Annotated in this window: 18 protein-coding genes; 7 read left to right on the top strand and 11 right to left on the bottom strand. The window is 71.1% G+C overall.

What is annotated here, in order from left to right; all coding sequences use genetic code 11:
- The coding region (locus ACJ73U_RS29075) for a LysR family transcriptional regulator (RefSeq protein ID WP_407780917.1) at positions 1-403 on the bottom strand (403 nt) is incomplete at its 3' end.
- 70 nt (positions 404-473) lie between these two features.
- Here ACJ73U_RS29075 and ACJ73U_RS29070 point away from each other — a divergent pair.
- The 5 genes from ACJ73U_RS29070 to ACJ73U_RS29050 all read left to right on the top strand — a co-directional run bounded on the left by ACJ73U_RS29070 (position 474) and on the right by ACJ73U_RS29050 (position 9,172).
- A complete protein-coding gene (locus ACJ73U_RS29070) occupies positions 474-1,175 on the top strand; it encodes an SDR family NAD(P)-dependent oxidoreductase (protein WP_407780916.1) in 702 nt (233 codons plus the stop codon).
- A 242-nt stretch (positions 1,176-1,417) separates the two neighbouring features.
- Positions 1,418-2,974, top strand: coding sequence for a TIGR02677 family protein (locus tag ACJ73U_RS29065; RefSeq protein ID WP_407780915.1), 1,557 nt, complete (start codon positions 1,418-1,420; stop codon positions 2,972-2,974).
- Positions 2,975-2,993: 19 nt separating this feature from the next.
- Positions 2,994-4,199: a TIGR02678 family protein gene (locus ACJ73U_RS29060; RefSeq protein WP_407780914.1), complete on the top strand. Its 1,206-nt coding sequence runs from the start codon at positions 2,994-2,996 to the stop codon at positions 4,197-4,199.
- The gene (locus ACJ73U_RS29055) at positions 4,196-8,290 is read left to right on the top strand and encodes a TIGR02680 family protein (RefSeq protein WP_407780913.1); all 4,095 of its coding nucleotides are present in this window, start codon (positions 4,196-4,198) and stop codon (positions 8,288-8,290) included. The genes ACJ73U_RS29060 and ACJ73U_RS29055 overlap by 4 nt, the downstream gene beginning before the upstream one ends.
- 192 nt (positions 8,291-8,482) lie before the next feature.
- Positions 8,483-9,172 carry an alpha/beta hydrolase gene (locus ACJ73U_RS29050; protein WP_407780912.1) on the top strand — a complete coding sequence of 230 codons (690 nt, stop codon included), beginning with the start codon at positions 8,483-8,485 and terminating at the stop codon, positions 9,170-9,172.
- A 278-nt stretch (positions 9,173-9,450) separates the two neighbouring features.
- On the opposite strand, the gene ACJ73U_RS29045 is transcribed toward ACJ73U_RS29050, so the two are convergent.
- The 4 genes from ACJ73U_RS29045 to ACJ73U_RS29030 all read right to left on the bottom strand — a co-directional run bounded on the left by ACJ73U_RS29045 (position 9,451) and on the right by ACJ73U_RS29030 (position 12,583).
- On the bottom strand, positions 9,451-9,996 hold the full coding sequence (locus ACJ73U_RS29045; protein ID WP_407780911.1) for a DinB family protein: 546 nt from the start codon (positions 9,994-9,996) through the stop codon (positions 9,451-9,453).
- 126 nt (positions 9,997-10,122) lie between these two features.
- Positions 10,123-11,331 (bottom strand): sensor histidine kinase, encoded by a 1,209-nt coding sequence (locus tag ACJ73U_RS29040; protein ID WP_407780910.1) that lies wholly within the window; start codon positions 11,329-11,331, stop codon positions 10,123-10,125.
- Positions 11,328-11,996, bottom strand: a complete 669-nt coding sequence (gene cseB, locus ACJ73U_RS29035; protein ID WP_407780909.1) for a two-component system response regulator CseB — start codon at positions 11,994-11,996, stop codon at positions 11,328-11,330. Before cseB ends, ACJ73U_RS29040 begins: the two co-directional genes overlap by 4 nt.
- A gap of 2 nt (positions 11,997-11,998) precedes the next feature.
- A complete protein-coding gene (locus tag ACJ73U_RS29030; protein ID WP_407780908.1) occupies positions 11,999-12,583 on the bottom strand; it encodes a hypothetical protein in 585 nt (194 codons plus the stop codon).
- Between the two features lie 177 nt (positions 12,584-12,760).
- On the opposite strand from ACJ73U_RS29030, the gene ACJ73U_RS29025 reads away from it, so the two are divergent.
- Positions 12,761-13,972 (top strand): LCP family protein, encoded by a 1,212-nt coding sequence (locus ACJ73U_RS29025; RefSeq protein WP_407780907.1) that lies wholly within the window; start codon positions 12,761-12,763, stop codon positions 13,970-13,972.
- Positions 13,973-14,012: 40 nt separating this feature from the next.
- Here ACJ73U_RS29025 and ACJ73U_RS29020 read toward each other — a convergent pair whose 3' ends face one another.
- From ACJ73U_RS29020 to ACJ73U_RS28995, 6 genes are all read right to left on the bottom strand, one after another.
- A complete protein-coding gene (locus ACJ73U_RS29020) occupies positions 14,013-14,768 on the bottom strand; it encodes a BTAD domain-containing putative transcriptional regulator (protein ID WP_407780906.1) in 756 nt (251 codons plus the stop codon).
- Between the two features lie 157 nt (positions 14,769-14,925).
- Positions 14,926-17,235 carry a sensor histidine kinase gene (locus tag ACJ73U_RS29015; protein ID WP_407780905.1) on the bottom strand — a complete coding sequence of 770 codons (2,310 nt, stop codon included), beginning with the start codon at positions 17,233-17,235 and terminating at the stop codon, positions 14,926-14,928.
- A gap of 123 nt (positions 17,236-17,358) precedes the next feature.
- Entirely contained in the window at positions 17,359-19,617 is a 2,259-nt protein-coding gene (locus tag ACJ73U_RS29010) for a TOMM precursor leader peptide-binding protein (RefSeq protein ID WP_407780904.1), read from the bottom strand.
- Positions 19,617-19,838, bottom strand: a complete 222-nt coding sequence (locus ACJ73U_RS29005; protein ID WP_407780903.1) for a hypothetical protein — start codon at positions 19,836-19,838, stop codon at positions 19,617-19,619. Before ACJ73U_RS29005 ends, ACJ73U_RS29010 begins: the two co-directional genes overlap by 1 nt.
- A gap of 108 nt (positions 19,839-19,946) precedes the next feature.
- Positions 19,947-20,456 carry an isopentenyl-diphosphate Delta-isomerase gene (gene idi, locus ACJ73U_RS29000; RefSeq protein ID WP_407780902.1) on the bottom strand — a complete coding sequence of 170 codons (510 nt, stop codon included), beginning with the start codon at positions 20,454-20,456 and terminating at the stop codon, positions 19,947-19,949.
- Positions 20,457-20,868: 412 nt separating this feature from the next.
- Positions 20,869-21,894 carry a BTAD domain-containing putative transcriptional regulator gene (locus ACJ73U_RS28995; protein WP_407780901.1) on the bottom strand — a complete coding sequence of 342 codons (1,026 nt, stop codon included), beginning with the start codon at positions 21,892-21,894 and terminating at the stop codon, positions 20,869-20,871.
- A gap of 323 nt (positions 21,895-22,217) precedes the next feature.
- Between ACJ73U_RS28995 and ACJ73U_RS28990 the strand changes: the two genes are divergently transcribed.
- On the top strand, positions 22,218-23,213 hold the full coding sequence (locus ACJ73U_RS28990) for a hypothetical protein (RefSeq protein WP_407780900.1): 996 nt from the start codon (positions 22,218-22,220) through the stop codon (positions 23,211-23,213).
- Positions 23,214-23,220: the final 7 nt, after the last annotated feature.

Here is a 23,220-nt window from a genome sequence, read left to right as displayed (position 1 = left end):
CCACGTCCGCGCGGCCCGTGCGTATCAGGGTGGTTTGTTCGCCGAAGCCGCTGACCAACACCGTCAGCTGGCCCTCGTACGCGGCCACGATCTGCCGCAGCAGGGTTGACGCGAGGCCCGGTTTTGCCGTCACCACAAGCGAACCGCCCGCGCGTTGGGTGCGGTGTGTCGCCGCGGTGACGGCGTCCAGCACGTGTATGGCCTCGGTCAGCAGCACCTCGCCCGCCGGGGTGAGTGACACCTGTCGGGTGTCGCGGTCGAACAGCCGGACGCCGAGTCGGCGTTCCAGTTGGCTGATCGCCCGGGAGAGCGGTGGTTGGGCGATGCCGAGCCGTTCCGCGGCGCGCGAGAAGTTCAGCTCCTCGGCGACGGCGCGGAAGTACGTCAGCTCCCGGATCTCCATACCGGCAGGGTATAACTCCAGACCGAGATGGTCCTTCCCTCTGCTCGCCGTTCGCTGGTGAGCTGGGTGCGTGGAAACAGCACTGGTAACCGGCGCGAACAAGGGAATCGGCCGGGAGATCGCTCGCCGGCTCGTCGCGGCGGGCATGACCGTGTACCTGGGCGCCCGCGACGCCGTGCGCGGACGGGAGGCCGCGGACGCGGTCGGCGCGCGGTTCGTCCAGCTCGACGTGACCGACGAGGAGCAGGTGGCCTCGGCCGTCGCGGGCATCGAGTCGTTGGACGTGCTCGTGAACAACGCGGCCGTGGCCGTCGAGTGGGGCACCCCGGCACCGGAGGTCACGGCGGCGCAGATGCGCGCGGCGTACGAGGTGAACGTGTTCGGCGTGGTGGCGGTGACCCGCGCGTGCGTACCCCTGCTGCGGCGCTCGCCGGCCGGGCGGATCGTCAACATGGCGAGCCAGCTCGGCTCGCTGTCGGTGCTCGGTTCGGCAGGCCGGGTACCGGACCGGCAGCTGCTGGCGTACAGCTCGTCGAAGGCCGCGCTCAACGCGCTGACCCTGCTGTACGCCAGGGCACTCGCGCCGGTCCGCGTGAACTCCGTCCACCCCGGCCTGATCGCGACGGACCTCAACGGGTTCGCCCCCGGCGACGGCGTCGGAACGGTCGAGGACGGCGCCGACCTGCCGGTCCGGGTGATCCTCGGGGAGAGCGGCACGGGCCAGTTCTACGGCGAGGGGAGGTACGCACGCGACGGCCGGGTGCCGTGGTGACGGTCGGGGCCAGCTGCGTGGACGGCGTCTGAGCAGCCGCCAGCCGGAGCGGAGGACGGTGACCAGTGGGGAGCGGTGGATTTCGAACATGGGTTCACGATACGGGGGGAGGAGCCGCTGGTCAGGCGGCTGCGGGGTAATTCACTCGATGGTGAACGAACGGAAGATTTGGCGTGATGTCGCCCATGCGGGTGGGGCCAGGCGGCCGTTTCTGTCGGGAGGCGCGGGTAGGGTGACCGACCATGGCATCGGACGCTCCCGCCGATCTGGCGGCGGACGAGGCGCGCCGGCTCAAGCTGTACGCCTACCTGGACGCGCGCGAGCACCGGCGCACCTACCTGTGGATCATGCGGCTGTTCGCGTCGACACTGCTCGCGGACCTCTCCGCGGGTGAGGTGTCGGCGGCGCTCACCCCTGCCGAGAGAAGGGGCGACATCGCGCCCGGGGAGTCGCGGGTCGAGAACGTCATCACCCGGCTCAAGCAGCTCGTCGAGTGGGGGAACCTGGTCGCGGGGCGGCGCGAGGTCGTGGCGTCCAGCATCGCCGAGTTCCAGCACGGGAGCGTCCGCTACCAGGTCAGCAAGCTCGGCGTCCGCGTCCAGCGGGACGTGGACGAGCTGCTCCGCACCACCGAGGGCGCGCGGGAGGTCTCCCGGGAGCTCCTGCCGGCCATCGCCGCCGGCCTCGACGAGCTGCTGGTCCGGCTCTCGCGTGCCAGCTACGAGCATCAGAAGGACCCGAGCGGAGACGCCGCCCAGAAGGCGGTGGAGCGGCTCGCCGAGCAGGTCACCACCCTGTTCCTGCAGCACGGCGAGCTGGCCGCCACCGTCCGCGACTTCTACGCCTACCTCGGCCAGGTCGTCACGCGCTATCACCTGGCCGCCGACGAGATCTCCGGGTTCCGCAACCTGCTCGTCGAGTACATCCAGATGGTCGTCGAGGACGTCCTGCGCTACACCCCCACCATCGCCGAGATCCTCACGCGCGAGGAGTTCGCCGGGGCCACCACCCACCTCCTGCGGCTCCTCACCCCCAACGGCTCGCTCGGGCGGGACGTCGAGCGGGCGCGGGGCCGCGCGGCCGCCGACTGGCGGGAGCTGACGGACTGGTTCGTCGACCGGTCGGGCCGACCGTCGCAGGTCACGGCCCTGCGGGAAGCAACGGCCCGGGCCATCGGGACCCTGCTCGCCACCGTCAAGCGGGCCACCTCCGGCGGCGGACCGGAGCCCGGCCGGCGGGCCGAGCTGCTCCAGCTGGCCAAGTGGTTCGACGAGTCCACCCAGGACCAGGCGCACACGCTCGCGGCCGCCGCGTTCGGGTTGCACTCCGCGCGGCACCTCTCCCCCGCGCCCGAGCACGACAGCGGCGACGACGAGCAGACGCCGTGGGCGGACGGGCCGGTCGTCGACGTGCTGGTCACCGTGCGCAGCCGCGGCGAGCGGACCAGGGGTCGCACGTCCCGCATCCTCGACAACCCACTCGGCCGCGAGCAACTGCTGGCCGAGGCGCGCAACGCCGACGCGCGGCACGCGGCCGCGGTCGCCGAGCTGGCCACGGCCGGCGGCCGGCTCAACCAGATAACACTGTCCGCCGACGCGCTCGGCACGCTGTGCGGTCTGCTCACCGACGCGATGGCCCAGCGCGAGCGCGCCTCCGACGAGGGTGAGGCGGTCGACCCGGTGGGCGGGCTCACCCTCCGCCTCCGGCCGGCCCGCGAGCAGACCGCGGTGATCCACACCGCCGGCGGCAGGCTGGAGCTGATGGACACGACCGTCGAGTTCAGTACGGGTACCGCATGAGCACCCGGCGGAGCGCGCCATGAGCGCGGACGTTCTCGACAAACTCAGTGAGATCGACCAGGCCGACGTGGTCCGCTGCGCCCGCGTGTTGCTCAGGCGGCCGCTGCTGCGGGTCGGCGGCCCGGAGAGCGACCTGCTCCCACTGATCTACCGGCACCGCACCACCCTCGCCGAGCTGTTCGCCGGGGTGCTCGGCTACCGGCTGGTCGTCGAGCGCCGCTTCGCCCGGCTGTACAAGGCCGGGCCGGGCCACGACCCGACGCGCGGCGAGCCGTCGCTGACCCCGCGCGCCTACGCCTACCTGGCGCTGTGCCTCGCCTCGCTCACCGGCATCGGCCAGCAGACCCTGCTGTCGCGCCTGGTCACCGACATCCGGTCGGCCGCCACCCAGGCCGGCATCGAGGTGTCCGAGGACCTCGGCGAGCTGCGGGCCATCGCGTCCGCGCTCCGCCACCTCGTCGCGCTCGGCGTGCTCAGCGAGACCGAGGGCACCGTCTCCGGCGACGAAGAGGCCCTGCTCACCATCGACACCACGCTCCTCGGCCAGCTCGTCGCGGGTCCACTCGGCGTCGCCACCACGCCGAGCGAGCTGATCACGCTGGCCGCCCGGCCGGGGCCGCGCGGCGTCGAGCACGCGTTGCGGCGCAGGCTCGTCGAGAACCCGCTCACCCACTACGCGGACCTCTCCGCCGACGAGGCGGCGTGGCTGCGCAAGCGGGCCCGCCAGGAGTCCCGGCTCATCGAGCGGTGCTTCGGGCTGGTCACCGAGGTGCGGCTGGAGGGCATCGCGGTCACCGATCCGGAGGACTACCTCACCGACGTGTCCTTCCCCGGCCAGTCGACGGTCGCGCGGGTCGCGCTGCTGGCCCTGCCCGAGCTGCTGCGGGCCGGCGAGCCGCGACGAGGAGACGGGGACGGCTGGGTGGCCGTGACTGTCGAGCAGGTCACGACCGTGTGCGACGAGCTGGTCGACGCCTACCCGGCGGCGTGGTCGAAGCTGATGGTCGCGAGCCTGCCGAAGCTCGCCGACGACGTGCTGCACCTGTTGCTGTCACTGGGTTTGGCGAGACGGGCGGACGGGGTCTGGCTGCTGAGCCCGGCCGCGCACCGCTGGGCGCCCGAACCGGACGGGGCGCCACGGCACGCCGCATCGACGGACGGCGAGCCCGTGCTCGAACCCGAGCCGGGCTGGTCGCTCTTCGATCATGAGGGGGAAGTGGGATGAACGAGGCGCGACCGACCCGCTGGAAACTGCACCGTGGCGGCATCGTCAACGTGTGGCAGTACGCGGTCGAGGAGTTCGACCTGTCCGGCGGGCGGGCGATCTTCCAGGGCACCAACGGTTCCGGCAAGTCCCGCACGCTGGAGCTGCTGCTGCCCCTGTGCCTCGACGGCGACCTGCGGCAGATCGGCTCCAAGGGCTACGACACGGTCAGCATGCGCCGGCTCATGCTCGACGACTACACCGGCGGCCCCAACCGCATCGGCTACGCGTGGATCGAGCTGCGCCGCACGGTCGGTGACGACGGCGCGGCACGCGAGGAGTTCCTGACCAGCGGCATCGGCATCAAGGCGTCGGCCAACTCCCAGGCGATCGGCGACTCGTGGCGGTTCGTCACGGACCGGCGCGTCGGCGAGGACTTCCCGCTGGTCACCGACGGCACGCCGGTCAGCGCGACCCAGCTGCGCGACCTGCTCGGCGCGGACTGCCTGCACGACGAGGGGCCGTTCCGGGCCAGGATCGCCGAGCTGGTGTACGGCATCCCGGCGGTCCGCTACGCCGACCTCCTGCACCTGCAACGCACCCTGCGCAACCCGGACGTGGGCCTGAAGGTCCTGGAGGGCCAGCTGGAGCAGATCCTGTCGGACTCGCTGCCGCCGCTGGACCCGGCGGTGGTCGAGCAGCTGGCGCGGTCCTTCGAGGACCTGGAGTCCATTCGCGACAACATCCGCACGCTGGGTGCGGCCGACACGGCGTTGCAGCGGTTCCTCGCGTCCTACGCCGGCTACGCGTACAGCTCACTGCGCTCGGCCGGCAGGCGCGCGGTGGACGCGTCGAAGGAGCTCGCCGCCGCACACACCGAGATCACCAAGCTGACCTCGCGGCTGATGGACGAGGAGAAGGCCGCGGCGGCGGCCGAGGTCGAGGTCGCCACGCTCGAGGAGCAGGAGCTGGCGCTCGAGGCGAAGATCGACTCGCTGAAGTCCTCCCCCGCCTACGACAGCGTGCGGGACCTGGCCGACCGCAAGCGGGTCGTGTCCGCGGCCCGGCAGGCCGCGGTCAGCGCGCTCAAGCAGCTGCGCACGCAGCGCGAGCACACCGAGCAGCTGGTCGACTCGGTGGTGACCGAGCTGGCCCGGTTCACCGACGACACCACGCAGGCCGCCGAGCTCTCCGACTCCGTGCGGTCGCGGATGCGGGAGGCCGGGCTGGATCCCCGGCTGTGCCCGACGGTCCCGGCGGTGCCGGAGGCGGCGGCGACCGAGCTGGTCGAGACCGTGCGCACGTCGCTGGACCCCGAGGCGGAGCCGGAGGAGACGACCAGGCGCACGCCGCCGGACGTCGCGCCGCACTGGCTGCGTGCCGCGCTGGAGCAGGCCGGCGAGCAGGCCGGGCAGGCGGTGACCGCGCTGCGGGAGCGGTGCGCGGTCACGCTGACGCTGCTGGAACGGGCCCGCGAGCTGGACACCGAACGGTCCGAGGTGGACCGGCTGCAGCGCGAGGCGCGCGAGGCGCAGCTGGAGGCGACCGAGTCGGTCGGCCGGCGCAACGAGGCGGCGCAGCGGCTGGAGGACGTGGCGGCGACATGGCACTCGGCGGCACTGCAGTGGTCGGCTTGCGGCCCGCTGGCAACGGTGACTCCCACAGCCGAGCTGGCGCCGCCCGCGCTCGCGGAGCTGGCAGCCGACGTGGACGCGGCGGCCCGCGCGGCGGAACGGTCACACGCGTGGCTGCGCGGCCGGCTGCCCGCGCTGCACGCGGAGGTAGACCGGGCCGCGCGCGCGGTGGACGAGCTGGACGAGCGGATGGCCGAGGCCGACGCCGAGCTGGCGGCGCTGCAGTCCGGTGTGGATCCGGAGCCGATACTGCCGGTGTCCGATGTGGACCGATCGCCCGGTGCCGGCGCGGCGTTCTACCGCCTTGTCGACTTCTCGCCTTCGTTGTCGGCGGCGGACAGGGCGGGGTGCGAGGCGGCGCTGGAGTCGTCCGGGTTGCTGAACGCGTGGGTGACCGCCGACGGCACGCTGACCGACGCCGCGTCCCGGGACCTCACCGCGATCGTGGCCGGGCCGGCGGTTTCGCCGTCGCTGGCGGACGTGCTGGTGCCGGCGGTGCCGCCGGGCTCGCCGGTGTCGGCGGAGCTGGTGACGCGGCTGCTGTCCAGGGTGGGTCTGGACGCCGAGGCGGGCCTATCGATCTCGCTCGACGGCCGGTGGCGGGCCGGGGTGCTGACCGGCGCGATGACCAAGCCGGCGGCGGAGTTCGTCGGCGCGGGTGCCCGGGAAACCACGCGGCACAAGCGAATCGGCGACCTGGCCGCCTCGCTCGCGCGGCTGGCGGACGAGCGTGAGCTGGCGGCGAAGGCGCTGACCGCGGCGCAGGAGCACGCGGCGGCGTGGGAGCGGCACCTCGATGAGTACCCGGACGACCGCGAGGTGCTGGCCGCGCACGTGACGCTGCGGGCCGCCGCGGCGGCCGCGGACGACGCCAGCAAGAAGGCGTTCTCGCTGCGGGACAAGAACGCGGGGCGGGCCGACCGGTACCGGGCCCGGCACGACGCGCTGCTGACCGACGCGCGCGCGGCCGGCCTGGACGCGGCGGCGGAGTCGCTGCAGCTGGCGCGGGCCTCGGCGCTGGAGGCCAGGTCCACGGCCGAGCAGCTGGCGGCGGCGCTGACCAAGCGCTGCCTGGGCGGCGTCGACAGCCTGACCAAGGCCCTGGACAACCACGCGCGGGCGGACGCGGAGCTGGCGGACGTGCAGGCCGGCGCGGACCGGGCGTGCCTGGACTACGTGCACGAGCAGGCCGGGTACGAGGAGCGGGTGAAGGCCATCGGCGGCGCGGCCGAGCAGCTGGAGCGCGAGCTGTCCGCGGCCGAGGAGGAGCGGGCCTCGGTGCGGGCGCGGCTGCCGGAGGTGCGGCAGCAGGCCACCGACGCGCGGGTGAAGGCGGGCAAGACACAGACGCAGATCGACAACCGCCAGGCGAAGACCGCGGAGCTGACCGAGCGGGAGACCCTTGCCCGGCAACGGTTCCTGGACGCGTTGGCGGCGGACGGCGTGTGGTCCGCGGCGGTGCCGGTGCCGCTGCCCGAGGACCTGACCGAGGCGTACACGGTCCTGATGGCCAACGCACGCGACGGCGTCTCGGAGGACACTGTCCTCGGCAATCTCCAGACGCTGCAGTCCACCCTGGCCGGCAGCCACGACGTGATCGCCCAGCGGTCGGCGGAGATACTGACGGTCACGGTGACCGGCGCGCAGGGCCCGCAACCGGTGGCGGTTGCGGCGCGTGAGGTGGCCGAACGCCTTGCCGCGCAACGGGACCTGCTGTCTGAGGAGTACCAGCAGATCTTCGACGCGTTCATGCTGCGGGACCTGGCGGACAAGCTGGCCACCCAGATGGAGGTGGCGGACGACCTGTGCCGCCGCATGAACGAGACCCTCGACGTGGCCCGGTCGAGCCAGGGCGTGCACGTCCAGCTGGACTGGCAGCCGGCGCCGGACCTGGACGAGGACATGCGCCAGGCGATGGCGCTGATCCGCACCCCGTTCGCCAAGCGCGGCGAGGGCCAGGACGAGGCACTGCGCACCGCGCTGACCGACCGCATCACCGCCGAACGCGACGGCCATTCCGGCGACTACGCCGAGGTTCTCGCCAGGGCGCTGGACTACCGGACGTGGTACCGGTTCACGGTGCGGGTGAAGGACCTCGGCCCGGACGGCTCGCCCCGTACCCGCCGCATGCGCCAGCTGTCCTCCGGCGAGACCCGCCTGATCTCGTACGTGACCCTGTTCGCGGCGGCATCGGCGTTCTACGACGCGGTGAGCACGGCGGCCGACCAGCCCCCGGTGCGGCTGGTGCTGCTGGATGAGGCGTTCGAGCGCCTGGACGAGCCGACGATCGCGCGCATGCTCGGTCTCCTGGTGGACCTGGACATGGACTGGATCATCACGTGGCCGAGCGGCTGGGGCCTGTCGGAGAAGATCCCGCGCATGCACATCTACGACGTCCTGCGGCCGAAGGGCGGCAGCGGCATCGCGTGCACCCACGCCATCTGGACGGGCAACACCCTCACCGACGACCCCCGCTGAGCCCCGTCAGCAGGGGTTGTGGGCGGTGCGGACAGAGGTCAGGGCAGGTCTCGAGTGTGGCCGCGCATCACGGCAGCGAGGTCAAGTGGACGATGAGGACCGGCAGAGGTCATACCAGGTTCGTTGAAGAACGCCGGCGCGCGTTCGTCCAGAACCCGTACCAGTTGCCGGTTCTTCCACGATGATGTGGGCATGACAATGGGGCTTCCGCACGAGATGACCTTCGTCCTGGACGTACCGCCGCCGGGCACGGTGACCGAGCACGCCTGCTTCGACGTGTACCGACCGGACGGCGCCGCCGGGCCGCTGCCCGCCGCGATCCTCGTGCCGGGTCCGTCGCCGGCCGCGTATCCCTTCCGGCCGCGGCAGTGGCCCCTGATCACCGGCTACGCCCGCTTGCTGGCGAGCCAGGGCGTGGCCGCGGTGGTGCTCGACCTGCCGTACCACAACGTCGAGAACTGGGCCGCGGTGAGCGAGCCGCTGCCGGCGATCGTCGAGTCGGTGCGCGAACTCGACGAGGTGGACGGTGAGCGGGTGGCGCTGTGGGCGGTCTCCGGCGGCGCGCTGCTGGTGGGGCCGTGGTTCTCGGAGTCACCGCAGTGGTTGCGCTGCCTCGCGCTGAACTACCCGATGCTGGGACCGTCGACCGACCAGCTGCGCCCCGGCCGGCCGCTGGTGATCACGCGCGTGGGCAAGGAACAACCCGACGTGCAGGCCGAGGTGGACCGTTTCCTCAGCCACGCGGTGGCTTCCGGAGTGTCCGTCCACGTGATCGACGTCCCGAACGGCCACCACGGCTTCGACGTCGCCGACCACACGGACGAGTCCCGGCAGGCGGTCCGCCAGGCCGCGAGCTTCGTGGTGGCACAGCTGACCCGCTGAAAAGCCAGGAGCGGCGCGTCAACGCGAAGCTGGTCCGGCTGCTCAGGAACGACCCCGGTGTGTCGCTGCCCTACGCGCCCGAGGCGGCCGCGGAGGAGGCCTGAGTCGGCTCGGTGCCCGTGCAGGCTGGTGACGAAGGTCCGCACGGTCGGCACAACGAGCGTGACCACGGTCAGGACGACTGCCGGCGCCAGCAGGACCCAGCCGATCACCCTACCGGCGACGCCCGACGACGGTTGTACCCGCGCGGGCGCCTCCTGTGCGCGCACGGCCGCGAGCTACTGGGATCCGGCGCTCGCCGGGGCCTGCACCCGGCGGCCCGTCCGGTACAGGTCACGCATCAGGCCGATCTCCGCGCCGTAGTGGATCAGTTCGCGGTTCATGTGGAGGATCAGCGTGATGAAGGAGTCCTCGTCCGCGGGCTCGTAGGTGTGCACGCCCCGGCGCCAGCGCTCGTAGTGGGTGGCGAGGGCACGCAGGGCCTCAGCGGCGGTCGTCGGCCAGCGGGCCGTCTCGGCCGTGAGGGTGCCGTCGCCGAACAGGGCGCTCGCGCGGATGCCGAGGGTCTGGATGCCCAGGTGCGCCAGGCGCCAGGCGATGGTGGTCACGGGCGCGGGCACCGGTGTGGGCCACTCCCAGTCCATCGACCACGTGCCGTCCGCACGCTTGCGCACCGACCAGCACCCGGGCACCGGCTCCCAGAAGTACTCCTCGTCGGTGAGCCCGCGCAGGCGCGGCCACAGGTTGTGATCCCAGTAGAACTCCAGCTGCGCCAACAGCTCGTCCCGAACCGCCGCTGATGTCCCGTCCCGCTCAGGCACCATGATCGCTCCGCAAGCTCCGCAAGCTCCGCTCAGGCGCCATGATCGCTCCGCAAGCTCTCCTCAGACATCATGATCGCTCCGCAAGCTCCGCTCAGACACCATGATCGCTCCGCAAGCTCCGCTCAGTCACGGCGAAGACGGTAGCCCCACAGTCACCTCCGCTCCACCATCAGCCGCGTTGGCGAAGGTGAGTTCGGCCGAAAGGACGCGTGCCTGCGCCACCGCGATGGTCAACCCGAGGCCGTGACCGTCGAGCCTGTTCGGGTCGGCGGTGCGGAACCGGCTCGGGCCCTCCCGCAACAGGTCCGCGGGGAAACCGGGGCCGTGGTCGCGCACCCGGATCGTCCGGCCCTCGACGGTCACCACGACCGGCGGCGCGCCGTGACGTTCCGCGTTCTGCATGAGGTTCACCAGGACCCGCTCGAGCCGCCGCGGGTCGGTGCGGACGGTCTCGGCGTCCGACACCAGCGCCGACGGCACGCGGCGCGCCACGAACTCGCCCAGCGGCACCGCGACCAGCTCCGCCTGTTCGGTCGCGGTGTCCAAACGGGCCACCTCCAGGATGTCCTCCACCAGCGACCGCAGCACGCCGACGCGGTCGCGCACCAGCTCCGCCGGGCGGGACGGGGGCAGCAGCTCGGCCGCGGTCACCAGGCCGGTCACCGGGGTGCGCAGCTCGTGGGCGATGTCGGCCGTCACGCGTTGCTCGGCCGCCAGCCGTGCCCGCAGCGTGGCGGCCATCGCGTCGACCGCCTGGGCCAGCTCCGTGGTCTCGTCGCGGGGGCGGGCACCGATCTCCTCGCGCACGGACAGGGTGGCGTCCCCGTCGGCCACGCGGCGGGCCGCGACCGCGGCCCGGCGCAGCCGCCTCGACAGCCGGGCACCCAGCAGCACGCCCAGCACCGACGCGAGGACCAGCACGCCGGCCGAGCCCAGGATGAGCGCGTTGTCCAGCTGCCGCAACGCGTCGTCGCGGTCGGTGTAGGAGCTGCGCAGCGACAGCACGTGCCCGTCGGTCTCCGCGGCGGCCCAGATCCACGCGCCGTTGGCGGTGCGTTCCAGGAACGTCGCCCGCCGGCCGCCGCGCACGGCGGCGAGCAGCTCACGTGGCAGGTCGCCCGCGTCCAGCGTGCCGCCCAGCGCGGCCCGGCCGGTCAGGCCGTAGTCCCGCACGACCAGCTGGATCCGCTCGTCCTGCACACGCCGCGCGTCCGCCAGCTGGACCCGGCTGAACTCGGTGCGCACCAGCAGCGACAGCGCCACCGCCAGCACGGCGCTCACCAGCGCGATGACGGCCGACAGGCGCCAGCGCAGGCTCCGGGGGAAGAGCTTCACGAGTTCCGCAGCTTGTACCCGAAGCCCCGCACGGTCTCGATCAGGTCCTGGCCGATCTTCGCGCGCAGGCGCTGCACGTGGACGTCCACCACCCGCGAGTCGCCGCCCCACTGGTAGTCCCAGACCTGCTCCAGCAGCACGTCCCTGGTCAGCACGGTGCCCGGCGAGTCGACGAAGCACAGCAGCAACCGCAGCTCGGTCGGCGTCAGCTCCACCGGCCGGCCCCTGAGCCGCACCTCCAGCGCGTCGCGGTCCACCTCGAGGTCGCCGAAGACGTTCCCGGCCGACGCCACCGGCACCGCGGCCCGGCTCATCCGCCGCACGACCGCGCGGATGCGCGCCACCAACACGGTGCTGTCGAACGGTTTCGTGACGTAGTCGTCGGCGCCGGCCTCCAGACCGAGCACGACGTCGACCGGGTCCGTGCGGGCGGACATCATGATCACCGGGGTCGGGCTCTCCTCGCGGATCTGGCGGCACAGCGAGACGCCGTTCATGCCGGGCAGCATGATGTCGAGCAACGCGACGTCCGGCTGGTGCTCGCGGAACGCGTCGAGCCCGGTCAGCCCGTCGCCGGCCACGTCGACGGTGAAACCGTTGCGCTCCAACGCGAGCTGGGTCGCCTCGCGGATCACGTCGTCGTCCTCGACGAGGAGAACTCTCACTGCTACTTCACCTCGATGAACCTCGCGCCGTCCCACTGGTACAGCGCGACTGTCTGGTCGGTCGGGCAACACGGGTCGTCCCGCGGCCCCCACCGGCTGCGGATGAGGACCAGCTGCCGCGAGTCCTTCTGGGACGACGAGAGCTCGACGGGCCCGTCCTCGACGGCCAGCAGCCGGGAGGGCGGCGTGGTGGCCAGGTCGTAGATGTAGGCCGCGACGCCGTAGAGGCCGTAGGCGAGTTCCCCCGCCTGCGGCGCGGCCTTGCGCATCTGTTCGGCCTCCGGGCAGCGGTAGAGCGTCACCACGAGCTCGGCCACGCCGTCGCCGGTGAGGTCGACGTACCGGTCGCCGATTGGGTAGTAGCCGTCCTCACAGGGTGCCAGGGTGCTCTTGACCTTGTCGCTGAGCAGCGGGTCCGCCCGCAGCACGGCGACGGCGTCGGCGGAGGCGGGGGTGCCGCTGGGCGTGGTGGACGTCGGCGGCGGCGGGCTGACCTGGCTCGCCCTGCCTTCGACCTCGACGCCGCCCGGCACGCCGCAGCCGCCGAGCAGCATGACGCCGCAGAGCAGCACGAGCACTCTCCGCATCCGTTCCTCCTTTCGCACCAAGGAGACCATGCCAGCGGCGGAGCTGCCACAGCACGCTGTTACGCGCCCGCGGCACAGCTGCCGGACGGCTGTTACAGAACCGTCGCCACCCGGGCGCAAAACGCGCCTAACGTCGAAAACGAGCGGGATAAACCAACGGTTCTGGGAGTTTCTGACATGCTGGCGTGGCTGGGGAGGACGCTGATCACGCTCCTGTCGGCCGCGGTCGTCGCGACCATAGGCTTCGCCTGGTACACCTACCGCACCGCGGACGACAACGTGGTCCGCGACGACGTGATAGCCGCCCCGAAGAGCGACGAGCCGCCGACGACGCGTGACCTCCCGCGCACGGCGCAGACCATTCTGCTGGTCGGCCTCGACTCCCGCACCGACAACGCGGGCAATCCCCTCCCGAGGGAGGTGCTGGACGCCCTGAACGCCGGTGAGGCGGACGGCGTGCAGAACACCGACACGATGATGGTCGTGCACATCCCGGCGGACCCGGCGAAGAAGGCCTTCGCGGTGTCACTGCCCCGAGACTCCTATGTGGACATCGCGGGCGGCTACGGCACCCACAAGCTGAACTCCGCGTACATCAGGGGGAAGAACGCCGAGGCGACCCGCCTGCGGAACGCGGGCGCGGACGACGCAACGGTGGAGAGCGAGTCGACGACGGCAGGCCGCAAGAACCTGATAGCGACGATCCAGAACCTGACGGGCCTCACCATCGACCACTACGCGGAGATCAACCTGTTCGGCTTCAGCGAACTGACCAGCGCGGTGGGCGGCGTCCCGGTCTGCCTGAACCAACCGGTGCACGACAAGTACTCCGGCGCGAACTTCCCCGCGGGCGAACAGGTTCTGCAGGGCGTGGACGCGCTGAGGTTCGTCCGCCAACGCCACGGCCTGGAGAACGGCGACCTGGACCGGGTGCGGCGGCAGCAGGCGTTCCTGGCCGGCCTGGCGCACCAGCTGTTCAGCTCGGGCACACTGGCCTCCCCGACTCGGATCAGCGCACTGGTCGACGCACTGACCAGGTCGGTGGTTCTGGACAGGAACTGGAACCTGATGAGCTTCGCGACCCAGGTGGCCAGCCTGACCGCCGACGACATCGAGTTCTCGACGATCCCCACGGGCACCATCAACCTGTCCACCCCGTACGACGGCAGCGCGGTGGAGGTGGACCCCGAGCAGGTGCGCACCTACGTCCAGAGCCTGCTGAACGGCCCCGCCCCGAGCACGGTCACCCCGGGGTCGGGGACGGTGTCCGGCCCGGGCACCGTGTCCGACCCGGGCACGACGGACCGCTCGGTGACGGTGCAGAAGCTGGCACAGGAACAGCCGGAGCAGCAGACCATCACGGCCGCCGGCATTCCCTGTGTGAACTAGAGTTCGTCCATCGACGGACGGGTGAACCCGTTGCCGTTGTTCACGAAAGGCTCGCCATCAGCATCGGCGCCTGAATGGCGCGGTCGTGGTCCAGGATCATCTGCTGCAACTGCTGCAGCTCCGGTCCCGGCTCGATTCCCAGACCGTCGACGAGCGCCACCCGCGTCCGCCGGTACACGCTCAACGCGTCAACCTGCCGCCCGGACCGGTACAACGCCAGCATGAACTGCCGGCACAACCGCTCCCGCAACGGCTCCGCCTCGGTCAGTATCTCCAACTCGGGCGTGATCTCCCGATGCCGCCCACACCCCAACTCCGCCTCGAAACAGTCCTCCAACGCCAGCAACCGCTCGTTCTCGACCGCGGCCAACTCCGACCACATCGTCCCCCGCTCCACCAGGTCGGCGAGCGCCCGCCCCCGCCACAACCCCAGCCCGGCACGCAACAGGCCGACACCGTCGAGCACCGCCCCGGCGTCGATGGCGGCACGCCCCTCCTCCACGAGCCGCCGGAACTCGTGCATGTCAACGGCTCCCGGTGCGACGCGCAGCCGGTACCCGGGCGAGTGCGTGTGGAGGGAAGCACCCGGACCGTGCGCCGCGAGCGTCCGCCGAAGACCCGACACCGCGTTCTGGACCATCTTCCGCGCGGTCAGCGGCGCGTGCTCGTCCCACAACGCACGGAGCATCCGGCTGGTGGGCACTACCTGGTTGGCGTGCAGCAGGAGATAGCCGAGGACCGCGCGCTGCACGCCCCCGCCCAACTCCACCCGCTCGCCGTCGTCGACCAGTTCCAATGAGCCAAGTAAGTGAAATTCCATCACACGCCAACCCCTCACGAGATTGATTTCCCCGCGTCAATGGTCACACGGTGACCACTCCGATGGAACCCCGAGCCCACGCCGACTCAATTCCAGCGACAATTCTCTGACCCGCTCACCGGAAGAACGTGAATTAAACACGCGCGGTCGGAATGCGCGCGCAAAGAGCGAACCGCCCGTCACCCTCGTACCGGGCCGTCAGTGCCCCGCCCAAACTCGCCACCCGGTCGGACATGTTGCGGATTCCGCTCCCCCACCCGTTCCGGTCGCGGTCCGCCGGCGGCTTGGTGACCCCGTCGTTGATCACCTGCAGATGGGCGCCACTGTCCTCGGCACGGATGGTGATCACGCAGCACTCCCCCTTGCTGTGCCGCAGGACGTTCGTGACCCCCTCGCGCAGCACCGTGGCCAGCACCGTGCTCACCTCCGGCGGCAGGTCCCCGTAGTCGACCTCCATGAGCACGGAAAGCCCCGCGGTGGTCAGCAGCGACTCCGCCGTCCGGTACTCCTCCTCCAGCGACATCTGGTGGTACCCGCTGGCCACCGACCGCACGTCCGCCAGCGCGTGCCGGGAGATCTCCAGCACCTCGGTCAGCTCGGTGCGGGCCCGGTCGGGGTCGAGCAGCACCAACCGGTACGCCAGCTCGCTCTTCAGCGTGATTGCCGACAGGCTCAGCCCCAGCAGGTCGTGCAGGTCGCGGGCGAAGCGCAGCCGCGTCTCGGCCAGTGCCACCTCCGCCAGCTCCCGCCGCGTGGCCCGCAGCTGGCGCACGGTGCGCGTCATCCAGGTGAGACCGTAGGTGATCAGGCCGAGATCGAGAGTGACGATCGGTAGCCCGAGCGCCCGGACGAAGGTGTCGAGGAACCCGAGCTGGCTCCAGAGGACCGCGCCGACGACCGCGGCGAACACGCTCCAGCCGAGCGCCGGCCGCAGCACCAGCAACGCGCTGCCGGCCAGGAACCCGGGAAGGCCCGTCCACGACGCGTCCTGGAACTGCGCGGAGGGAAGGAACACCAACACGGCCATCAGGGCGAGCAACGGGTAGCTCGCCGGCGAGCGCAGCCTGGTGCCGGGCCGGCTGAAGTAGGCCAGCTGGAGCACGAGCGCGGCCGTCAGGTACGCGGTGACCAGCGCGATGTCCCAGAACTCCTGGGTAACCCACAGGACACGGATCACCGCCTGCACGAAACTACCGAAGAAGACCGCCACCGCGAGCCAGTTGGCGAACTTCGTCGCCATCTGCGGGATGGACTCCCTCGACTCGGTAGCGGTCTCCGCCCGGCGTTCCGGTGATCGTGCGGACACCGGAACACCCACGTGCAGATGTAATCGCCCGTCGGGATCCGTGCCGACGGACAGCTCGCCGCCCATCCTCGAGACCATCGTCTGCAGGTTGTCGACGCCGTCGCCGGTCGGAGCGGCGCCGGTCTCGTCGTTGACGATGTCGACCGAGACCGAGCCGTTGTCCTGGCGCACGATGATCTCGCAGTGCTCGACCTCCCGGTGCCGCAGCACATAGGCGATACCCTCGCGCAGCAGCGCGGACAGCGCGGTGCGCATGTGGGGTGGCAGTTCACGCAGGTCGAGGTCGATCCGCAGATCCACATTGGACGCGGCGAGCATGGAGGCGAGTGTGGTGGTCTCCTCGTTCAGGGAGATCTCGCGGTACAGGCGGGCGATGGCCCGCACGTCGGCGAGCGCGCGCCGGGAGATCTCCAGGATCTCCGACAGTTCCCGCTCGGCGCGGCCCGGGTTCTTCCGCACCAGCCGCAGCGCCAGCTCGCCCTTGGGCGCGATCGCCGAGAGGCTCAGGCCCAGCAGGTCGTGCAGGTCGCGGGCGAAACGCAGCCGCTCGTGCGCGACCGTGGACTTCGCGAGCTCGTCGCGTGCCTCGTGCAGGGCGACGACGAGCCGCGCCAGCCGGGTCAGGCCGTAGACGAACAGGCCGGACGTCGCCGTGTTCACCAGGAGGTAGAGGACGTCCTCCCACGTGCCCGGGAAGAACGAGCGCACCACGCCGGTGCTCGCCACGATGCCCGCGAACACCGGCCATGCCGCCGGCAGCGGCAACACCAGCAGCACACTGCCCGCCAGGAACGCGGGCTGGCTGTTCCAGGCCTGCCCGAACAGGAACAGCGGCAGGTACGCGAGGCACGCCTGCGCGACGAGCATCCCGTAGGCCTGTCGGGAACGCAGATCCGTATCGGGGCGGCAGAAGTAGAAGTACTGGAGGGCGAGCAGGCCGGCCAGGCAGGCGACGGCCAGCACGATGTCGGTGCTCTTGCCCTCCTCCAGGACGAACAGCACCGCGATGCCGCCGAAGCCGCAGAACACCACCGCGACGATCGCCCTTGCCAGGGTGGGCGCGATCAGCGCGCCGCTGTCGTCGCCTGGGTCCCGAACCGTTGACCGGTCCGGGTTCTCCTGTGCCGACGACGTCATACCCGCCTCGCTATCGCCGCACCGACCGCCCTCGACGCACCGTGCGGGTCGGCGCGTCGAGTTTCCCGAGGCGAGAATTATACGCAGAGATCATGTTCCCTCCGGCTGTGAACAACCAATGCTTCAGAGGAACATAGGCGTGGGATTCAGCCGATTGTAAGGTGTCGGCTGCGCCAGACGGCCCAGCCGGACCGGGACGTCGTACAGGCGCCCGGGCCCCAGCCGCGCCCAGAAGTGCCGCATCCCCGGGACGATCACCTTGACGACCGGCATGCCGACGTCCGGCCGGGTCTGGTCGAGCACGAGCAGTTCCATGCCGAGGTCCTCCACCTTGTCCTGCAGCATGACCAGATCCGACAGCAGGTCCGCGCTCGGCACGTAGCCGTAGTCGCCCGGGACCAGCGCCGGCCGCGAGGCGTCGGCGGCCAGGTACGGCTCGCGGGCCAGCGTCGCGGACTCCAGCCACCCGGTCATGTCCGGGTCACCGACACCGAGTCCCGCGAGCAGCTGGGGCATCAGCTGGTTCAGCTCGGTGAGCGCCCGCCGCAGCGCGAGCCGCGGGTCGAGGTGCGCGCCGAAGCCGAACATGATCTCCTCGCGCGCCCCGTCGAGGCGCCGGGTCAGCGCGGCCATCACCGGGACACCGAAGTCCGAGGTGAGGTCGATGACCCACACCTCACGCCCCAGCCTGGCGTACACGTCCCGCAGCTCGTCGAGCCACGGGTCGCCGAACGCGTCGAGGTCCACTCCCGACTGCGGGGTCCGGTTGTACCACCACAGCGCGACCGCGTCCCGCTCGATCAGCTCGAGCAGCCCCTGCAAGGCGGCGTCCTCCATGCTGCTGCCCGCCGCGTTGCCGTTGGAGTTGGCGGACAGGTAGCGGTGCCCGGACGCCACGGGGGTACCGAAGTAGAGCATGGCCGTCGGCAGCAGCCGGTGGCAGTGCCGGGTGAGTGACCAGACCGGTGTCCAGTCCATCACCGCGTCGTCGTCGAACGGGTCCCAGATCCGCTGGAACGGTCCGTGCAGCGCGTTCCACTCCGACCGCACCGCGTACTGCCGAGGGTCGTAGAGCAGGCAGGAGGCGGGGTCGACCGCCGTCTCACCCAGTGAGTGCAGGCTGCCGCGGACGCACTCCTCCTGCCCGGAGAAGTTGCCCGAGTAGCGCTCGACGGCCTCGCACAGCGCGCTGGCCTCGGCGTGCACGGCGGTGACGCCCTTGCCGCCGTTCTCGAGCCGCATGGTGGCCCGCAGGCTGTCGACGCCGCTCACCCGGGCCGCGATGTTCGGGCCGGAGCGGAAGGAGTTGAAGAAGGACGGTCCCCGGTCGTCGCGCCTGATCTCCTTCACGATCCCGGTCACCGGGCTGACCAGGTGCCGGTAGTCCGCGAGCACCTGCTCCGGCGTCATGGCGCGGTGCCCGGAGCTGTAGGAGACCTTCTGCCGCGAGGCCAGCACGACCGGGCGGTGCGCCTGCTCCCGCACGAGATCGGGGTTGCCGCACGTGGCGCACTGCGGGTAGGGCCGCAGCTCGTGCGGCTCACCGCGCAGCTCGAGGCTGTCGAAGGTCAGCACGCGGCGCTGGTTCGGGTGGCGGTGACCGGAGAGCCATTTGGTCGCCTCGAGCGCGACCATGCCGAGTGCCGCGCTGCGCAGGGCGGGGATGGAGGCGGCGGGGCTCTGCGCGGGGCCGCGCCGGCCGAGCGCGCTCTGTGCCACGGCCTCCGCGTTGCGGTGGCTCCACAGGCGCACGGAAAGGCAGTGCCAGCAACCTGGCTCGGCCGGTTGGAAGACCGGACCGAGCCAGACCTTGACACCGGCCGGCTTCGCGAGCAGCCAGGGCCTGCCCTGCAGCCGGTGCAGGGCGTCGACCTCGGCCAGCTGGGGGTTGAGGTAGTCGTCGCACAGGACCACCGACAGCGCGGCGGGGTCCTGCTCACCGGCCACCGTCAGACCGGCGGCCCGCACGGCCGCCAGCGCCGGCTGGCCGTCGACGTCACCGACCGTCATGACACGGAGTGCCTGTCCGGTGGTGCCGGCGACGGCGGCCGCCGAGTCGACGCCGATCGCATCCCAGTAGGCGAGGGTGTGCTCGTCCGCGTGGTGGGTGGCCGGCTGCCGCAGTGCGACCAGACCGGCCTGGACGAGCTTCCTGATCAGCCCGGCGACCTGCTCCGGTGCCATGCCTCCCGGCATGGCACCCAACAGGGTCGTGATGTCGCGGGTCCCGTCGAGCAGCGCCGCCAGTGCCTCGACGTTCGCGCCTTTCAGCACTGTCACGCCGTCCTCTGCGAACAGGTACGTTCCCTCGCCGGCCGCGACCTCGGCACGGAGGTGCCGCTTGAAGCCGATCAGCGGCGCCGCCACGGTTCCCGCGTTCATCACTTCACTCGCTCAGGCTCTTCGTCCGTGTCGTAGTCGCCGCAGGTGTTGAGCAGTACGGCGTCTCGCTGGTTGGTCCACATGTCGAACTGGTCGATCGCCAGCTCCAGCTCGATGTCGAGCGTCTCGGCGTCGAACCCGAGGTGCGCTAACACCTCGGTCAGCTCGTCGGTGGCCGGGCGCATGTTCTCTGGCATGATTTCCTGCAGGGTGACAAACATGATTATCTCCGCGTGGGGTCGGATGGAACTCATTTCCCGGAGCCGGGAATGTTCGAGGGCCGAGCAGCCCCCGAAGAATCGGTTGAATCAGGAGGAACTCGCACGGCATCAGGCCGCGGTCGGGAACTCCACGTCGGCCACCGGCCAGCGCACCGGGTCGTCGCCCAGCGCGGACAGCTCGTTCACCTGCGGTGGACACCACGGCGACACGGTGACGTCACCGGTGGCGACGGCGTAGACGAACTCGGCCCACCGGACCCATTCGAAGTCGCCGACCTCGACGGGGTCCGGGCGCGGCGGCTCGTCGGTCACCACCCGGTAGACCGGGCAGAGCTCACCGGTGAGCACGCCGTCGGCGCGCATCCCGTGTCGGGACGCAGGCAGGATCAGCTCCGCCCGCGCCGTGAGCCCCAGCTCGTCCCGCAGGGTGCGGGACACCGCTTCGGGGAGTGTCTCGCCGGGAGCCGGATGCCCGTAGCAGGAGTTGGCCCACACGCCGGACCAGGTCTTCTTCGCGTGTCCCCGCATGGTCAGCAGCAACCGTCCGTCGCTGGTGAACACGTAGCAGGAGAACGAGCCGACAGTGGTCGGGAGTGCGTCTAAGTGTGCTTCCGACATGGCGGCCTCACGGTCTGTTCTCGACCGGGGCGCCGTGTGGAACGCCGTCGAAGTTGGGAACCTCGGCCATGGTGGTGGTCATGGGAGCCTCCTTGGCGCCACTCCGGTGGGGCGGAGTGGGAGCGTTTCCCGCTCACCACAAAGGTGCGCCATCCGGGGGGTTACAAACAAGGCAGCCGGTCATCGTCTGCTCAAGGATTGCTCACTGCCGCCTCGTGAATCGCTCACGTTGCCTTGAGTACGACTTGACTGTGCGCGGGCATGACGTTCTACTGGAACGAGGGCCGCCCTCCGCACGGGTCGGCCCCGTTTCCGTGCGCGTCGCAAACGCCACTGGCCCCGAAGCGCACCCGTGGGACGACCGAGCGTCCTTCCGGGGCACCTCAGGGCTTCGAATATAGGCAGGCGTGGGTCATCCACCGGTAACCGGCTGGGAACTGTCCCTGTTGCGTGCCGGCACGGCCCGTGCCAGCCGGTCCAGCAGCATGTCCGAGGTGAAGGAGCGGTTGGCGAGGATCGGCGCGGTGGACAGCAGCGCCATGTGCAGGCCCTGTATCCGTTCGGAGGGCTCGATGCCCAGCTCGTGCAGCATGCGCTGGCGGAAGCGCATGTAGACCTCCAGCGCCGCGGACGTGCGGCCGGAGCGGTACAGCGCGAGCATCAGCATCGCGTGCGCCGACTCGTGCAGCGGGTGCTCGACGACGAGCGAGGCCAGCTCGCTGATCGTCTCGCGGTGCCGGCCGAGGCACAGGTCGGCGTCGATCCTGGTGGTGTGGGCGTAGAAGCGGCGCTCCTCGAGGCGGGCGACCTGCGCCCGCAGCTGGGTGCCCCACTGGCCCGGGTGCACGACGGTGCCGCGCCACAGCGCGAGCGAGCGCCGCAGGCTGTCGGCCGCGCGCTCGTAGTCGCCGGCGTGCATGGCCGCGCTGCCGGCCGTGACCAGGTGCTCGAACTCGGTGATGTCGAGCTGGCGCGGGTCGACCCGCAGGATGTAGCCGCCGGAGCAGGTCTGCAGCACCTCGTTCGTCACGTGCTCGACCGAGAGCCCGAGCACCACCCGGAAGAGCCTGCGCAACTTGAACATGTAGGTCTGCAGGGTCGCGTGCGCGGTGCGTGGCGCGTCGTCCCCCCACAGCTCCTTGATCAGGGCGGACGCCCCGACGGGCTTGTTCGCGTTGAACAGCAGGGTGGCGAGGATCAGCCGCAGCTTCGGCGCGCTCGGCGCCACGTCGCGGCTGCCGTGCCGGATCACCAGCGGCCCGAGCAACTCGAAACGCAGCTCGGAGATGACGTTCTCGGCCGACGTCCGGGGCGTCAGGAGCTCCGGGCTCGCCGCCGCCTTCGGATCCGAGATTTCCGTCGTCTCCAGCAGCGCGGCGAGGAGGTTGAGTTTCTCCTCGTGTGTCATCGCGGCCAGCGCGTCCAACTTCGCGATCATATCGACCTCGCTATCCGCCGGACCCGCCGCGCTTTCCGGGCCGAACGGCCGGGTCAGCCCCCAGTGGGATGCGACGATCATTGGTTTCAGGACAAGACAAAGGTATTCGGCGGGAGTGGCCAGCCGATAGTGACGGCGTCATAACCGGGTGATGAGTAATAGAGGATGAGCCCGTGAGGCGCGCACTGTCGTTCATGCGAGTCAGACGCAACCCTGGTACCAGGCACAGTCCAGCGCCGCCGTCTGGGGAGTGGAAGTACGCTATGATAGCCACCTTTCGTGTCAACTGCGCGGCGCGGCCCGAGTCACGCCGAGGAGCGACAGTGCACATCGATTCCGGCGCCCTGTTCCTCGACCAGAGCATTCCGCTCTGGTCGTTCCGCGAGGACGTGGCCATCGAGTCGGTGGAGGACGGTCTGAACCTCCTCACCCGGTGGGGTGAGGTGTTCGTCGAGGCACCGGTGGCCGCGATCGTGGACAGCCTGCACCGGATGACGCTCGGGCCGGTCGCGCTCACCAACGTGACCGACCTCGACTGGGCCGACCTGCGCGAGATGTTCCGCCTCCTGCCCGGCTGCGTCGTCCGCTCGCTGGGCCTGCGCAACTCGGCGACCCCGCTGCTGTCGGCCACCCCGGTGACCCAGAAGGCGCGGTTCGAGCTGCCGAAGCTCACGCCCACGACGCCGATCCGCCTGTCCCGCTTCGCGTTCCTGCGGGACCGGTCGGGCGAGATGATGCTGGAGTCGCCGCTGTCGCACCACCGCGTCGTGCTGCACCGCCCGATCGCCTCGTGGGTGGTCGGCGCGCTCGGCCGCACGACCACCACGATGGACGTCGCCCGCGCGGTCAACCTGGCGCCGATGCTGGTCAGCGAGGTCATCGCGTACCTGGTGGCGGCGGACATGGTCGTCCACGGCGACGACGCGGACCGCTTCGCCGAGGACACCGAACCGGCGCTGGTCACCTGGGCGCCCCACGACCTGCTCTTCCACTCCCGCAGCCGGCTGGGCCGCCACGACGACCCGGTGGGCGCCGGCTTCTCGGGCGCGGACCTGGTGCCGCTGCCCGCGGTGAAGCCGCCGCCGGACGGCCCGCGCTTCCCGTTGTACCGGCCGGACCTGGACGCGCCGGGACTGCGCGAGATGTCGCTGTCCGAGGCCCTGGAGCGCCGCGAGTCGGTGCACGACTTCGCCGAGGAGGGCGCGTCCGCCGAGCAGCTGGGCGAGCTGTTGTACCGGTCGGCCAGGGCGCGGTCCCTGACCGGCACGGCCGGCGCCGACCCGGTGGCGGGCTTGTTGGGATTTGGGTCGTTTAGGTAAAGAGTGT

The organism is Actinophytocola sp. (assembly GCF_045807065.1).
Classification (GTDB): Bacteria; Actinomycetota; Actinomycetes; order Mycobacteriales; family Pseudonocardiaceae; genus Actinophytocola.
This window is presented reverse-complemented; position numbering and strand designations above follow the sequence as displayed.